Origin of the sequence: Lysobacter sp. OAE881 (genome assembly GCF_040546665.1) — a bacterium.
GTDB lineage: Bacteria > Pseudomonadota > Gammaproteobacteria > Xanthomonadales > Xanthomonadaceae > Lysobacter_J > Lysobacter_J soli.
The window spans coordinates 1,715,731-1,729,115 of record NZ_JBEPOG010000001.1 but is presented as its reverse complement, the minus strand read 5'-3'; the positions used below and the strand labels follow the sequence as shown (position 1 = coordinate 1,729,115).

Annotated in this window: 10 protein-coding genes; 4 read left to right on the top strand and 6 right to left on the bottom strand. The window is 67.4% G+C overall.

What is annotated here, in order from left to right:
* Positions 1 to 139 precede the first annotated feature (139 nt).
* The 3 genes from ABIE51_RS08110 to apbC all read right to left on the bottom strand — a co-directional run bounded on the left by ABIE51_RS08110 (position 140) and on the right by apbC (position 2,588).
* Positions 140 to 907: a M48 family metallopeptidase gene (locus ABIE51_RS08110; protein WP_192630341.1), complete on the bottom strand. Its 768-nt coding sequence runs from the start codon at positions 905 to 907 to the stop codon at positions 140 to 142.
* A 152-nt stretch (positions 908 to 1,059) separates the two neighbouring features.
* Positions 1,060 to 1,632: a dCTP deaminase gene (dcd, locus tag ABIE51_RS08105; protein ID WP_115840707.1), complete on the bottom strand. Its 573-nt coding sequence runs from the start codon at positions 1,630 to 1,632 to the stop codon at positions 1,060 to 1,062.
* Between the two features lie 89 nt (positions 1,633 to 1,721).
* Complete coding sequence (gene apbC, locus ABIE51_RS08100) at positions 1,722 to 2,588, bottom strand: iron-sulfur cluster carrier protein ApbC (RefSeq protein ID WP_277801441.1); 867 nt, start codon at positions 2,586 to 2,588, stop codon at positions 1,722 to 1,724.
* A 382-nt stretch (positions 2,589 to 2,970) separates the two neighbouring features.
* Between apbC and ABIE51_RS08095 the strand changes: the two genes are divergently transcribed.
* The 4 genes from ABIE51_RS08095 to rnfB all read left to right on the top strand — a co-directional run bounded on the left by ABIE51_RS08095 (position 2,971) and on the right by rnfB (position 9,161).
* A complete protein-coding gene (locus ABIE51_RS08095) occupies positions 2,971 to 5,820 on the top strand; it encodes a TonB-dependent receptor plug domain-containing protein (protein WP_192630339.1) in 2,850 nt (949 codons plus the stop codon).
* A 135-nt stretch (positions 5,821 to 5,955) separates the two neighbouring features.
* The gene (locus tag ABIE51_RS08090) at positions 5,956 to 6,405 is read left to right on the top strand and encodes a DUF2147 domain-containing protein (RefSeq protein WP_115840710.1); all 450 of its coding nucleotides are present in this window, start codon (positions 5,956 to 5,958) and stop codon (positions 6,403 to 6,405) included.
* Between the two features lie 198 nt (positions 6,406 to 6,603).
* Complete coding sequence (gene metG, locus ABIE51_RS08085; RefSeq protein ID WP_192630338.1) at positions 6,604 to 8,676, top strand: methionine--tRNA ligase; 2,073 nt, start codon at positions 6,604 to 6,606, stop codon at positions 8,674 to 8,676.
* A 77-nt stretch (positions 8,677 to 8,753) separates the two neighbouring features.
* Positions 8,754 to 9,161, top strand: a complete 408-nt coding sequence (gene rnfB, locus ABIE51_RS08080; RefSeq protein ID WP_192630337.1) for an Rnf electron transport complex subunit RnfB — start codon at positions 8,754 to 8,756, stop codon at positions 9,159 to 9,161.
* A 236-nt stretch (positions 9,162 to 9,397) separates the two neighbouring features.
* Here the strand turns inward: rnfB and ABIE51_RS08075 are convergent, their stop codons facing one another.
* The 3 genes from ABIE51_RS08075 to mutL are packed head-to-tail and all read right to left on the bottom strand — an operon-like array spanning position 9,398 to position 13,248.
* Positions 9,398 to 10,447 carry a TraB/GumN family protein gene (locus tag ABIE51_RS08075; protein WP_192630336.1) on the bottom strand — a complete coding sequence of 350 codons (1,050 nt, stop codon included), beginning with the start codon at positions 10,445 to 10,447 and terminating at the stop codon, positions 9,398 to 9,400.
* Positions 10,448 to 10,464: 17 nt separating this feature from the next.
* Positions 10,465 to 11,376: a DUF1684 domain-containing protein gene (locus ABIE51_RS08070; RefSeq protein WP_502913265.1), complete on the bottom strand. Its 912-nt coding sequence runs from the start codon at positions 11,374 to 11,376 to the stop codon at positions 10,465 to 10,467.
* A 33-nt stretch (positions 11,377 to 11,409) separates the two neighbouring features.
* Positions 11,410 to 13,248, bottom strand: coding sequence for a DNA mismatch repair endonuclease MutL (gene mutL / locus ABIE51_RS08065; protein WP_192630334.1), 1,839 nt, complete (start codon positions 13,246 to 13,248; stop codon positions 11,410 to 11,412).
* Positions 13,249 to 13,385: the final 137 nt, after the last annotated feature.

The following is a 13,385-nucleotide window of genomic DNA, read 5'->3' as shown; positions in this document are numbered from 1 at the left end:
TCATCCCCGCGAAGGCGGGGATCCAGCGTTCCGCCGCATCAAGCTCGCAGAAAGCTTGCGGCGACGGCTCCATGGATTCCCGCCTTCGCGGGAATGACAGCAAAAGCCGGAACCGCTCCGCGATGCGCTCGACGGCCCATCACCGCTTCCTGGCAATGTACTTCTGCAGATGCGACACGCGTTCCTGCGATGCCGGATGGTCGTCCAGGAAGGACGTCTTCGCCTTGCCGTCCTGCGACGCCAGCTTCTGCATGCCGCGCACCGAGGCGTTCGGGTCCATGCCGTGGCGGCGGAGGAAATCAACGCCGTATTCGTCGGCCTGCGTCTCGTTGGCGCGGCTGAACTTCGCGTTGACCGCGGCCTCGCCGATCGCGCCGATGTCGGACGCGGCGAGCTTGCCGACCGTGCCACCAATTGCGGCCACGCCCTTGCGCGCGGCGCTGGACAGGTACGCGGCGCGGTAATGCTCCTTGCTGTGGCCGTACTTCACGTGGCCGATTTCGTGGCCGATGACGGACATCAGTTCGGCATCGTCGGGCATCAGGTCCATGAGGCCGGCGAACACGCGCACCGAGCCGTCGGGCACGGCGAAGGCGTTGACGTCCTTCACCAGGTACACCTTGAAGTTGAGCGACAGCCCGTCCTCACGCGTCATGTTCTGGGCGAGCTTCGCCAGGCGCTTCGCGTAGGCGTTGTCGGCGGGCGCGAAGGGGTTTTCCTGGTCCATCTGCGCGACGGATTTCGCGCCGAGCTCGACGACCTGCGCATCGGTGAGCGCGAGGCCGGTGATCGCGGTGTTTCCCGCGTCCTTCAGACCCTGGCTTCCGAGCAGGTCGGACAGCTTGCCCGCGTGTGCGCTACCGGCCAGGCACATCGCGCCGGCCATCGTGAGGACGAATCGTTTCATGTCGCGTGTCATGCCATGTCTCCAGCGCGCGGGAATCGCGCGTCATGCATTGTCGATAGCGTCGTCGGTACGCCCCATCGGAAGAATCCGAATGCCGCATGAAAAAGGCCCGCGTGGCGGGCCTTCGTTCGATGTGGCGTCCGACGCGCGGATCAGGTGCGCGGCAGCGTGACGCCGGTCTGGCCCTGGTACTTGCCGCCGCGATCCTTGTACGAGGTGTCGCAGACTTCGTCCGACTGGAAGAACAGCATCTGCGCGACGCCCTCGTTGGCGTAGATGCGCGCCGGCAGCGGCGTGGTGTTGCTGAATTCGAGCGTGACGTGGCCTTCCCATTCCGGCTCAAGCGGCGTCACGTTCACGATGATGCCGCAGCGCGCGTAGGTGCTCTTGCCCAGGCACACGACGAGCACGTCGCGCGGGATGCGGAAGTACTCGACCGTGCGCGCCAGCGCGAAGGAATTCGGCGGGATGATGCAGACGTCGCTTTCGATGTCCACGAAGCTGCCCGAATCGAAATGCTTCGGGTCGACGATCGTGGAGTTGATGTTGGTGAACACCTTGAACTCGCGCGAGCAGCGCACGTCGTAGCCGTAGCTGGAGGTGCCGTAGCTGACGATACGGTGGCCGTCCGCCGCGGTCTTGACCTGGCCGGGCTCGAAGGGCTCGATCATGCCGCCGGGCTGCTCGGACATGCGGCGGATCCAGCGGTCGGACTTGATGCTCATGCGGTGCGGGCGGCTCGTGCGTGGGAGGGGGGATTGTGTCAGCCGGGCCCGGCCGGGGCCAGAGGCCCCGCCCTGCGGCCCGCGGGAGGTCAGACCAGCGAGGCCGACAGCGGCGTGGCCACGCGCGGGCGGCGGGCCAGTTCGATGGCCATGCGCAGCGCGGTGGCGCGGTACGCCGCGGCGGCGGTGCTGGCCGGGGCGGAGGCGACCACCGGGGCACCGGCGTCGCCCTGCTCGCGGATCGCGATTTCCAGCGGCAGGCTGCCCAGCAGCGGCACGCCGTACTGCTCGGCCATGCGCTTGCCGCCACCCTCGCCGAAGACGTGCTCGGCGTGGCCGCAATTCGAGCACACGTGCACGGCCATGTTCTCGACCAGGCCCAGCACGGGGACGCTGACCTTCTCGAACATCTTCAGCGCCTTGCGGGCGTCGAGCGTGGCGACGTCCTGCGGCGTCGTCACGATGACCGCGCCGGCGACGGGGATCTTCTGCGCCAGCGTGAGCTGGATGTCGCCGGTGCCCGGCGGCAGGTCGACGATGAGGTAGTCCAGGTCGCCGCTGAGCGCGTGGCCCCAGCGCGTTTCGCCCAGCAGCTGCGTCAGCGCGGAGGTCGCCATCGGGCCGCGCCAGATCATCGGCGTGTCCTGGTCGACCAGCAGACCGATCGACATCGCTTCCACACCGTGCGCCTGCATCGGCTCGATCGTCTTGCCGTCGGGGCTGTCGGGGCGGCCCGACAGGCCGAGCATCGTCGGGATGCTCGGGCCGTAGATGTCGGCATCGAGCACGCCCACGCGCGCGCCCTCGCCCGCAAGTGCGAGCGCGAGGTTCACCGCGGTCGTCGACTTGCCCACGCCACCCTTGCCCGAACCGACCGCGATGAGGTTGCGAACGTTCGGCAGCGGCGAGACGTTGGGCTGCACCGCATGCGAGACGATGCGCGGATGCAGGTCCAGCCGCGTCAGCGCGAGGCCTTCATCTGCGAGCACGCGTTGCACCTGTTCGTCGAGCCACGGACGCAATGACGCGCACGGAAAGCCCGAGAGAATTTCCACCACCGCGCGGCCTTCGGCGACGACGACGCGCACGCGCACGTTTGCGTCAAGAAGCGTGACGTCCACGTCGGGAATGGAAAGCGCACCGATGCGCTGCTGCAGAAGTTCTTCGATCACGTAACAACCTTTCAGTTTCGACTGATGCGACTGCGCGGAAAAACCCGACCGTAGTGGCGCGAATCGCATGGTACGGTCCCGTCACCTCGCCAGACGTGCTCGTCTGGCCGGTACGCCGGACGCGTCCTTTTCGATCCACTTCAAGTCCGTTCAGGGGATCCACCCGATGCCAGTATCCAACAATCGGCTGCGCCGCAGCCGGCTGAGTGCCGCCTTGTGCCTCGTTTTTGCCTCGTCCGTCGTCCAGAACGCCCCGGCCGCCCGGGGCGCGGCCGCCCAGGAGTCCGCTTCGACCGCCACCGACCTCGACGCGGTCACCGTTACCGGATCGCTCATTCCGCAGACGCAGCTGGAGAACTTCACGCCGGTCACCGTCGTTTCCGCGGAAGACATCCAGGCGCGCGGCTTCACCAGCGTCGCCGACGTGTTGCAGCAGTCCTCCTTGCAGACCGGCGGGCTCCAGGGCGGGCAGACGTCCGCCTCGTTCACGCAGGGCGCGGAGGCCGCCGGCATGTTCGGTCTGGATCCGGGCTACACGAAGTACCTGATCAACGGCCGCCCGATGGCGAATTATCCGGCGCTGTACAACGGCTCGGACACCTTCAACAACATCAGCGGCATCCCCGTCGATCTGGTGGATCGGATCGAGATCCTGCCCGGCGGCCAGTCGTCGCTGTACGGCTCCGATGCCATCGCCGGCGTGGTGAACGTGATCCTGAAGAAGCATGCCGACGGTCTGTCGCTCAACGTGCGCGGCGGCATGTTCAGCGAGGGCGGCGGCGACAGCCTGCACGTGACCGCGTCCGACGGCTTCGGCAGCGCCGACGGACGTTTCAACCTCGTCGCGGGCCTGCAGTACGAAACGCGCGATCCGATCTGGGGCCATCAGCGCGCACTGACGCGCGAATTCAACGACGCCGGCTACACCGCGCAGACCGCCAGCCGCGATTACCTGATCACCAATGGTTCCGCGCGCAATACGTACGTGTTCGCCGATCCGTCGCGGTGCGAGAACGTCGGGGGCCAATTCGACGGAAGCGAGCAGCTGAGCTCGCGAGCCGGTCTCGGCCAATATTGCGGTTCGTTCCTGACGCCGGGCTACCGCACGATCCGCAACGGCAAGGACGCCTTGCAGGGCTATGCGCACGCGACCTTCGACGTGAACGACAACGTGCAGCTCTACGGCGACCTGCTCGCCAGCCACGAGGACGTCGATTACGCGACCGGCTCCAGCTACACGTGGTGGGGCACCAGCGCTAAATACGGCTACTTCTACGATCCGGACCGCAAGGCGTTGCTGAACCTGCAGCGCGCGTTCTCGCCGGAAGACATCGGCGGGCTCGGTTTCGCCGACATCATGAATACCGATCGCAACCGTTCCTGGCAGCTCACGCTGGGCGCGCAGGGGCGCTTCGGCGCGAGCGCGTGGGACTGGGATGTCGGCGTCACCTCGACGCGGTACGAGCTGACCGAACACCGGTTTGCACGCTTCGCCGACGCGATCGACGCGTATTTCGTCTCGCACGTGCTCGGGCCGCAGCTGGGCGTCAATCGCGGCTATCCCGTGTTCCGGCCGAACTACGCGGCGTTCTATTCGCCCATGTCGCCGTCGGATTTCGCGAGCTTCACTGGCTATGTCGACACGCGCAGCGAGACGAAGGACGACACGCTGCGGGCGCAGTTCACGAATGCCTCGCTGTTCCCGCTACCGGGCGGCGAAGCGGGACTGGCGGTCGTGGGCGAAGGCGGAAAGCAGGGCTGGGACTACACACCCGATGCGCGCCTGTTGCAGGACCCGGTGACGCTCAAGTCCGGCGTCTGGGGGCAGACGTCGGTCAGCGGCTCGGGCGACCGCGACCGCTACGCGCTGACGGGCGAACTGCGCCTGCCCTTGTGGAATCCGCTGACGTTGACGTTGTCGGGACGCTACGACGCCTTCGATGTCGGCGGGCAGACGATCGACAAGCCGACCTACAGCCTCGGCATCGAGTATCGACCGGTCGAAAGCATCCTGCTGCGCGGCAAATACGGCACGGCGTTCCGTGCGCCGACGCTGTCGGACGTGTTCCAGGGCCTCAGCGGCTTCTACGGTTCGAACACCGACTACTACCGTTGCTCGCTCGACGGTTACGTGCCCGGAAACACCACCGACTGCGCGTACGACAACACGCGGTACTTCGGCCAGCAGTCGGGCAATCCGGAACTGCGACCGATCGAGGCCGACGTGTGGAACGCCGGCGTCGTGTACGCGCCGGCCAGCAACTTCTCGCTGTCGGTCGACTATTTCCGCTGGGACATCCGCGACGAGGTCGACCAGCTCAGCGCCGATCAGTTGCTGCTGGCCGAATACTTCTGCCGCACCGGCCAGGCCAATACGGCGTCGGCCGGTTGCGACAACGCGCTGGCGTGGGTGACGCGCGGGCCGAACGACGAAATCACGCGCCTGTACACGCCCAAGGTCAACGTGTCGCAGCAGAAGCTGGAGGCGCTTACCGTCAGCCTGAACTACGTGCTCGACCTTGCGCGCTGGGGCTCGCTCGCGTTCGCCGGCAACTACACGAACAACCTCGAGCACACCGTGACGCCGTTGCCGGGCGACGAGCCGGTGGACCTGTTGCGCGATCCCTACGCGATGTGGCTGTACGACGCGTACGCGAAAACCCGCGCCGATGCGTCGCTGGCGTGGAGCCTGGGACGCTGGACGACGACGGCGTACGCCAACCGGATCGGCAGCACGCCCAACTACCTGGCCTACACCTCCGATTCGTGGGACTACCAGACCAATGGCCAGCACGCCGGCCGGTGGGCGCCGTACACGACCTGGAACCTGAGCTTCAACTACGACGCGACGGACTTCCTGCGGCTGTCGCTGCTGGTGAACAACGTGCTGGACAAGATGCCCGACGCGCAGGCCGCCAGCTATCCGGGCACGACGGCGACTCCGTACAACAGCGGGCTGTACAACCCCTACGGTCGTTCGATGTACCTGGAAATGCGCTACCGCTTCGGCCAGTAGCGCATTCCCCTCGCGAGCCCCGGCCCCGCCACGCCGCGGGGCCGGCCGGCTCATGGAAAGGCGTGCGCGCCGCCGCTTCCGTACGCCATCGGATGCGGTATAACTGCTCGGAATTCGATCCCTGGGAGGGGACACATGCGTACCAAGCTGCTCGCTCTTCTGTTGCTGGCCCTGCCGCTGGGCGCCTTCGCCCAGAACGCGTCCACCCAAAGCTCGCCGGTCGGTCACTGGACCACCATCGACGACAAGACGCAGAAGCCCAAGTCTGTCGTGGAGATCTACGAAGCGAAGGACGGCAGCCTCGCCGGCCGCGTGACGGAGATCCTGCAGTCCGACCGCGGCCCGAACCCGGTCTGCGACAAGTGCTCCGGCGACCGCAAGGGCAAGCCGGTCAAGGGCATGGTGATCCTGTGGGGCATCAAGCAGAAGGGCGAGACCTGGGAAGGCGGCCAGATCCTCGATCCGGCCAGCGGCAAGATCTACTCGGTGAAGGTCACGCCGGTGGAGAACGGCAAGAAGCTGGAAGTCCGCGGTTTCATGGGCTTCTCGCTGCTGGGCCGCACGCAGACGTGGAATCGTCGCTGAGCCCTTCCGCCAGGGCTTGATCAGGACGCCCCGGACCTCCGGGGCGTTCTGCTTTTGGGGCCTGGGCACGGCCCATCCTTCACGTTTACCCGCGTGCGCTTCGCTGGCCCGGCCTGCGACGGCCACGAAGCCGCTAGGCCGCGGGGCTTCGCGGAGCCCATGCGATAATCTCCGGCTCACTTCGCTTTCCGGTTCGCCATGTCCCGCGAGTTCGTCGTTTCCTGCGCCCTGCCCTACGCCAACGGGCAGCTGCACCTGGGCCATCTGGTCGGCTACACCCAGGCCGACATCTGGTGCCGCGCCCAACGCATGGCCGGCCACAAGGCCTGGTACGTGTGCGCCGACGACACCCACGGCACGCCGATCATGCTCGCCGCCGAGAAAGCCGGGCAGTCGCCGGAAGCCTTCATCGCCGGGATCCAGCAGAGCCACGAGCGCGACTTCGCCGATTTCGGCGTCGCCTTCGACCATTACGATTCGACCAACTCCGAGCGCAACCGCGTCCTGACCGAGGCGATCTACGCCAAGCTCGACAACAACGGCCACATCTCGCGCCGTTCGGTCGCGCAGTTGTTCGATCCGGTGAAGGGCATGTTCCTGCCCGACCGCTACGTGAAGGGCATCTGCCCCAACTGCGGCACGCCGGACCAGTACGGCGACAACTGCGAGAACTGCGGCGCCACGTATTCGCCGACGGAACTGAAGGAACCGCGTTCGGTCGTCAGCGGCGCGACGCCGGAGCTGCGCGAGTCGGAGCATTTCTTCTTCGAGGTCGGCCAGTTCGAAGGCTTCCTGCGGCAATGGCTGGCCGGCGACGTCGCCCTGCCCGGCGTGAAGGCCAAGTTGCAGGAATGGCTCGACGCCGAAGGCGGCCTGCGTGCGTGGGACATCTCGCGCGACGCGCCGTATTTCGGCTTCCAGATCCCGGGCCATCCGGGCAAGTACCTGTACGTCTGGCTGGACGCGCCGATCGGCTACCTGTCGAGCTTCCAGGCGCTGTGCGAGCGTGAGGGCCTGGACTTCTGGTCCTACCTGCGCCGCGACAGCCCGGCCGAGCTGCACCACTTCATCGGCAAGGACATCGTCAACTTCCACGGCCTGTTCTGGCCGGCGGTGCTGCACGGCGCGGGTTTCCGCGCGCCGACGCGCCTGCACGTCAACGGGTACCTGACCGTCGACGGCGCCAAGATGTCGAAGTCGCGCGGCACCTTCGTCATGGCGCGCACCTACCTCGACGCGGGGCTTCACCCGGAAGCGCTGCGTTACTACTACGCGACCAAGACCACCGGCGGCGTCGACGACCTCGACCTCAACCTCGCCGATTTCGTCGCGCGCGTGAACGCAGACCTGGTCGGCAAGTTCGTGAACCTCGCCAGCCGCTGCGCCGGTTTCATCGAGAAGCGCTTCGACGGCCGCCTCGCGGATGCGCTGCCCGATGCCGCGCAGTACGTGCGCTTCGTCGAACAGCTCGAACCCATCGCCCAGGCCTACGCGCGCAACGAGGCCGCCACGGCGCTGCGCCTGACGATGGCGCTGGCCGACGAAGCCAACAAATACATCGACGAGCACAAGCCGTGGGTGCTGGCCAAGCAGGACGGCGCCGACGCGCAGCTGCAGGCCGTCTGCACGCAGGGCCTGAACCTGTTCCGCGTGCTGAACACCGCGCTCAAGCCCGTGCTGCCGCGCGTCACCGCGCAGGCCGAGGACTTCCTCGCGGCAAAGGTCGCGAACTGGAGCGAACTCGCCGCGCCGCTGCTCGCCCACCGCATCAACGCCTACGCACCGCTTTTCACCCGAATCGACCCGAAACAGATCGACGCCATGATCGAAGCCTCCAAGGACTCGCTGCAGTCCGCTCCGAAGAACGAGTCCGAAACCAAGGCCGAAGCCAAGCCCGCCAAGCCGGCCGCGGCGCCCGCGCCATCCGCCGGCGAGACCGCCACCATCGGCATCGACGACTTCGCGAAGCTCGACCTGCGCGTGGGCAAGGTCGTTGCGTGCGAATTCGTCGACGGCTCCGACAAGCTGCTGCGTTTCGAACTCGACGCCGGCGAACTGGGCACGCGCCAGATCTTCTCGGGCATCCGCGGCTCCTATGGCGAACCGGAAAAGCTCGTCGGCCGCAGCGTGGTGTTCATCGCCAACCTCGCGCCGCGCAAGATGCGCTTCGGCATCAGCGAAGGCATGATCCTGTCGGCCGGCTTCGACGGCGGCTCGCTTCACCTGCTCGACGCCGACGCCGGCGTGCAGCCGGGCGCACCGGTTCGCTGAGCGGTCTTGAGCCCTCTTCCAAAAAGAGAGGGCCTGGGCTGCGCCACCTTCTTTCGCAGAGGGAAGGAGGAAACATCATGATCCCCGACCTCGTCGAACGCCTCGACCGCCTGCTCCCGCAAACGCAATGCGGGCAGTGCGGTTACGCGGGCTGCCGGCCGTACGCGGAGGCGATGGCGCGCGGCGAAGCCGATGTCGACCACTGCCCGCCCGGCGGCGACGAGGGGGCGCGTGCGCTCGCGCACCTGCTGGATGTTCCGGCCAAACCGTTCGACCGCACGCGCGGCGAGCACAAGCCGCCACAGGTCGCGCTGATCGTCGAAGCCGACTGCATCGGCTGCACCAAATGCATCCAGGCGTGCCCGGTCGACGCCATCGTCGGCGGCTCGAAGCACATGCACACCGTCATCGACCCGCTCTGCACCGGCTGCGAACTGTGCGTGCCGGCGTGCCCGGTGGACTGCATCGTGGTGGTGGCGGCGTAACCGCGCATCACCCCGTCGGGGTTGCCGCTTCTTTGCGTCATTCCCGCGACCGCTTTCTTGCTGTCATTCCCGCGACGGCTTCTTTTGCCGTCATTCCCGCGCAGGCGGGAATCCATGCATCAGACGCGTCATGTTCGACGTGGCCCGACGCACGACGGCGATGCAGTGGCCGTCGGATAACGGAACATCGCTGGAAGATGGATTCCCGCCTGCGCGGGAATGACAGCAAACAGCGCTTACTTCGTCGAAGAGTTCACCGACGAGTTCGCCGACGTGTTGCCCGGCGCATGAGCCTCCGGCGCACACACCGAACACACGCGCTCCACCGTGTAGCCCTTCGCGCGCAGCTTCTCGACCAGACCATCCTCGCCCAGCAGGTGCAGCGCGCCGACGACGACCATCGTGTCGCCCTTCTTCTGGCCGTCGAGCATCTGCTGGATCTGCGGCACCCAGGCGTCGTTGCGTTCGACGTTGACGATGCGATAAGTCTCGGGGGTCTTCTCGCGCATTTCCTCGCGCGTGAGCGTGTCCAGCTTCGCGAGGTCGCCGTCGCGCCAGGCGTTGTGCAGGTCGCTGAGCATGCCCGGCATTTCGGTGGGCTTGTCGAGGAACTCCTTCAGCGACTTCACCTGCTCGTCCATCGGCGTGGAATCGAGCACGCCCAGTTGCAGGTCGATCGATTCCAGCCCGCCCGTCGCCTTGTGGCCGGCGATGGCCTGCTGCATCAGGACCTGGTCCAGGCCCTTGTCGGGGCGGAAACCCATCTGCTGAGACACGCCGAGCATCAGCGACAGGTTCACGAACCACGGCTCGTACGCGTCGAACTGGGCGATGGAGGCGCCGCGCTGGGCGAGGATGCGGTTGAACTTCTCGCGCATTGCCGGCGGCAGCACCTGGCTCAGCGTGCGGCCATCGGCGTAGCCGGCGGCGGCGAGGAATTTCTGCCCCATCGCCGGATCGAGCATCTGCTCCGGCGGCACTTCAAAGACGATCCTGTCGGCGCCGGCGAAGGCCTGGTCGATGTCCCCCGAAATCGGGTAGTCGTCGGCCTTCAGCAGGTGGAACGAACCGAGCAGGTAGACCGAGTTGTCGCGATCGGACACCTTCCACAGCAGCGGCAGCGGCGGCGGGCGCGTTGCGGCAGTCGGCGCACTCGCGGTCTGCGGCGTAGCTTGCGAGGGCGCGGCCTGCGCCGGCGAACGCGCCTGCTCGACGGCGAGCGCCACCGACATCAGGCCGACGGCGGCGGCGAGCGAAAGGCACAGCAGCTTGAAGCGACGACGCATCGGGGCGGAGGTCCGGATCAGTTGGCGGAGTGGGCGTAGGTCTTTTCGCCGGCCTGGATCGCCACGTCCAGCCGGTTTTCCGGCGGCGGCAGCGGGCAGGTCGCGAAGGGCGTGAAGGCGCACGGCGGATTGCGCGACTGGTTGAAGTCGAGCACCACCTTGCCGCCGACACCCGGCTTGGCGACATCGAGGAAACGTCCGGCCGGATAGCTGCCGTGCCCGCTGGTGCGGTCGGCGAAGACCAGGAACAGCGTTTCCTCGCCTTCGTCCAGGGCTTCGATGCGGAACGTCTTGCCTTCGCGCTCGAACTCGATCGCGCCCGGGTTCGGTACCGCATCGGTAGTGCCGATGATGTTGGCGATCTCCAGCGTCTTGCCCGCCGGGTGCGGCACGAAGCGGCCTTCCACGCGCCAGTCGGCGCTGGTCGGCCAGTATTCGACGCCGCGGAAACCGGTGCGCGTCGGTGCGTCGGCGTGCTTCACGCGCAACAGGTAGCGGTCGCCGCGCTTGATCACGGTCGCCAGCCCCTTGCCGTCGTCGAAACCGATGACGCTGGGACCGGTCGGTGCGTCGTCGGCGCGCAGGATGGCTTCACTGGTGAACGGCTGGCCGTCGAGCGTGATCGCCGCGCCCTTCTCGGGCACGAAGCGAACGCGGTTCTGGCTCACGTCGATCATGCCCAGGTGCGCCGGTCCGACCGCGAGCTTGATGCCGTTGCCGGCCGAGGAGCCGATGTAATGCGAACCCGGATCGATCCAGTGCAGGCCGACCAGGCTGGTCCAGCCGTCGGGCTTGGTGAGTTCGGTGACGCGCAGCTGGCGCACCATGTCGAGTTCCTGCTGGAACGCGGCGCGCTCGGCCTTCGCCTGCTCGGCGCTCGCGGCGTCGTCCTGCTTCGGCCCGCAGGCCGTGATGGCACCCAGCATCATCAAGATCAGTGCCCCTTTCGCGACTGAAGCCATTCAACGTCCTCGCAGGAACCAGCGGTCGATGTCGGGCAGCGTGAAACGCGCCCAGGTGGGACGGCCATGATTGCACTGGCCGGAGCGTTCGGTGATTTCCATCTCGCGCAGCAGGGCGTTCATTTCCGGCAGCGTGAGACGGCGGTTGGCGCGGACGGCGCCGTGGCAGGCCATGGTCGCGAGCAGCGCGTCGCGCGCCGCGGCGACGCGCAGCGATTCGCCGTGCTCGCGCAGGTCGGCCAACACGTCGCGCAGCAACGCTTCGACGTCGCCGTGCGCGAGCAGCGCCGGCACGGAGCGCAACGTCAGCGACTGCGGACCGCTGCGTGTGACTTCGAAACCGAGCTCGGCCAGCGTCTGCGCCTCGCGCTCGGCGACCTCGGCTTCGCGTTCGGACACCGCCAGCGTCGCCGGCACCAGCAGCGGCTGCGTGCGCAGGCCTTCGCCGTCGTGCGCGGTCTTGAGCTTCTCGTAGCCGATGCGCTCGTGCGCGGCGTGCATATCGACGACGATCAGCCCTTCGGCGCTTTCGGCCAGGATGTAGATGCCGTGCAGCTGCGCGATGGCATAGCCCAGCGGCGGCAGCGTGGCGTCGTCGCTGTGCGGCAATGTGGCGGGTTGAGTGTTCTGCGCGAACGACGGCGCAACCGCGGTGGCCGCTCCGCCACCGCCGTAGAGCGCCGCGTAACCCGCGCGCGTCTCCGCCACCTGCATCGGAAGCGGCGATTGCGAGGCGCGATCGAGATACGTGTAGGCAGGCGCGCCCGGGCTGCCGTAGCCGCCGAACGCAGGCGCCGCTGGCGCATCGTTCGCGGGCATGCCCGCCACGCCCGCGACCGTGCCGGCGCGCGTTTCCGCGAGCGCGTTCTGCAGCGTGCGGTAGACGAAGTCGTGGATCAGGCGCGCGTCGCGGAACCGCACTTCGTGCTTGGCCGGATGCACGTTGACGTCGACGCGCCGCGGATCGAGTTCGAGGAACAGCACGTACGCCGGCTGGCGGCCGTGGAAGAGCACGTCGGCATACGCCTGCTTGATCGCGTGCGCGATGCTGCGGTCGCGCACCGCGCGGCCGTTGACGTAGAGGTACTGTTGATCGGCGCTGGCGCGGTTGTACGCCGGCTGCGCGATCCAGCCGTGCAGCCGCAGGCCGGCGCCGGCGTGTTCGATGCGTAGCGCGTTGCGCGCGAATTCCTCGCCGAGCGCTTCGTGCAGGCGCACTTCAGACAGCAGGTCGCCCTCGCCTTTCCAGCGTCGCGACGGCTTGCCGTTGTGCGAGACGCGCAGTTCGACATCGGGACGCGCGAGCGCGAGCTGGCGCAGCCATTCCTCGATGTGGCCAAGCTCGGTGCGTTCGGCCTTCAGGAATTTGCGCCGCGCCGGCACGTTGAAGAACAGGTCGCGCACTTCGACGGTCGTGCCTTGCGGATGCGACTTCGGCATGACCTCGCCGAGCCGGCCGCCGTCGATTTCCAGCGTCGCCGCGCGATCGCTGCCGTCGCGGCGCGAGGTAAGCGCGAAGCGGCTGACCGAGGCGATCGAAGGCAGCGCTTCACCGCGGAAACCGAGCGTCGCCACGCCTTCCAGGTCGTCGAGCGAGGCGATCTTGCTGGTCGCGTGGCGCGACACCGCCAGGGGGAGTTGGTCGGGCTCGATGCCCTTGCCGTCGTCCCGGATGCGGATCAGGCGGACGCCGCCTTCTTCCAGGTCGATGTCGATGCGCCGAGCGCCGGCGTCGAGCGCGTTTTCGACGAGCTCCTTCACCACCGAAGCGGGACGCTCGATGACCTCGCCGGCGGCGATCTGGTTGATGAGGGTGTCGGGGAGCTGGCGGATCGTCACGGCTTGGCGATGCGGCCCGGCATCGTCGAGGGAATCGCGTTCATCATAGCCGACGCGGTGGCCGGTCTGGCCGATCGAGCAAACAATCGCGCAAACGAAAACGCCCGGGGACACCCGGGCGCCGTCTCGAGAGTTGC

Coding starts and splice junctions, on each gene's coding strand:
- ABIE51_RS08070 (WP_502913265.1), bottom strand. CDS start 11,376: ATGATGCTGGGTGCCATCACGGCCTGCGGGCCGAAGCAGGACGACGCC.
- dcd (WP_115840707.1), bottom strand. CDS start 1,632: ATGAGCATCAAGTCCGACCGCTGGATCCGCCGCATGTCCGAGCAGCCC.
- metG (WP_192630338.1), top strand. CDS start 6,604: ATGTCCCGCGAGTTCGTCGTTTCCTGCGCCCTGCCCTACGCCAACGGG.
- ABIE51_RS08110 (WP_192630341.1), bottom strand. CDS start 907: ATGAAACGATTCGTCCTCACGATGGCCGGCGCGATGTGCCTGGCCGGT.
- ABIE51_RS08095 (WP_192630339.1), top strand. CDS start 2,971: ATGCCAGTATCCAACAATCGGCTGCGCCGCAGCCGGCTGAGTGCCGCC.
- rnfB (WP_192630337.1), top strand. CDS start 8,754: ATGATCCCCGACCTCGTCGAACGCCTCGACCGCCTGCTCCCGCAAACG.
- ABIE51_RS08090 (WP_115840710.1), top strand. CDS start 5,956: ATGCGTACCAAGCTGCTCGCTCTTCTGTTGCTGGCCCTGCCGCTGGGC.
- ABIE51_RS08075 (WP_192630336.1), bottom strand. CDS start 10,447: ATGCGTCGTCGCTTCAAGCTGCTGTGCCTTTCGCTCGCCGCCGCCGTC.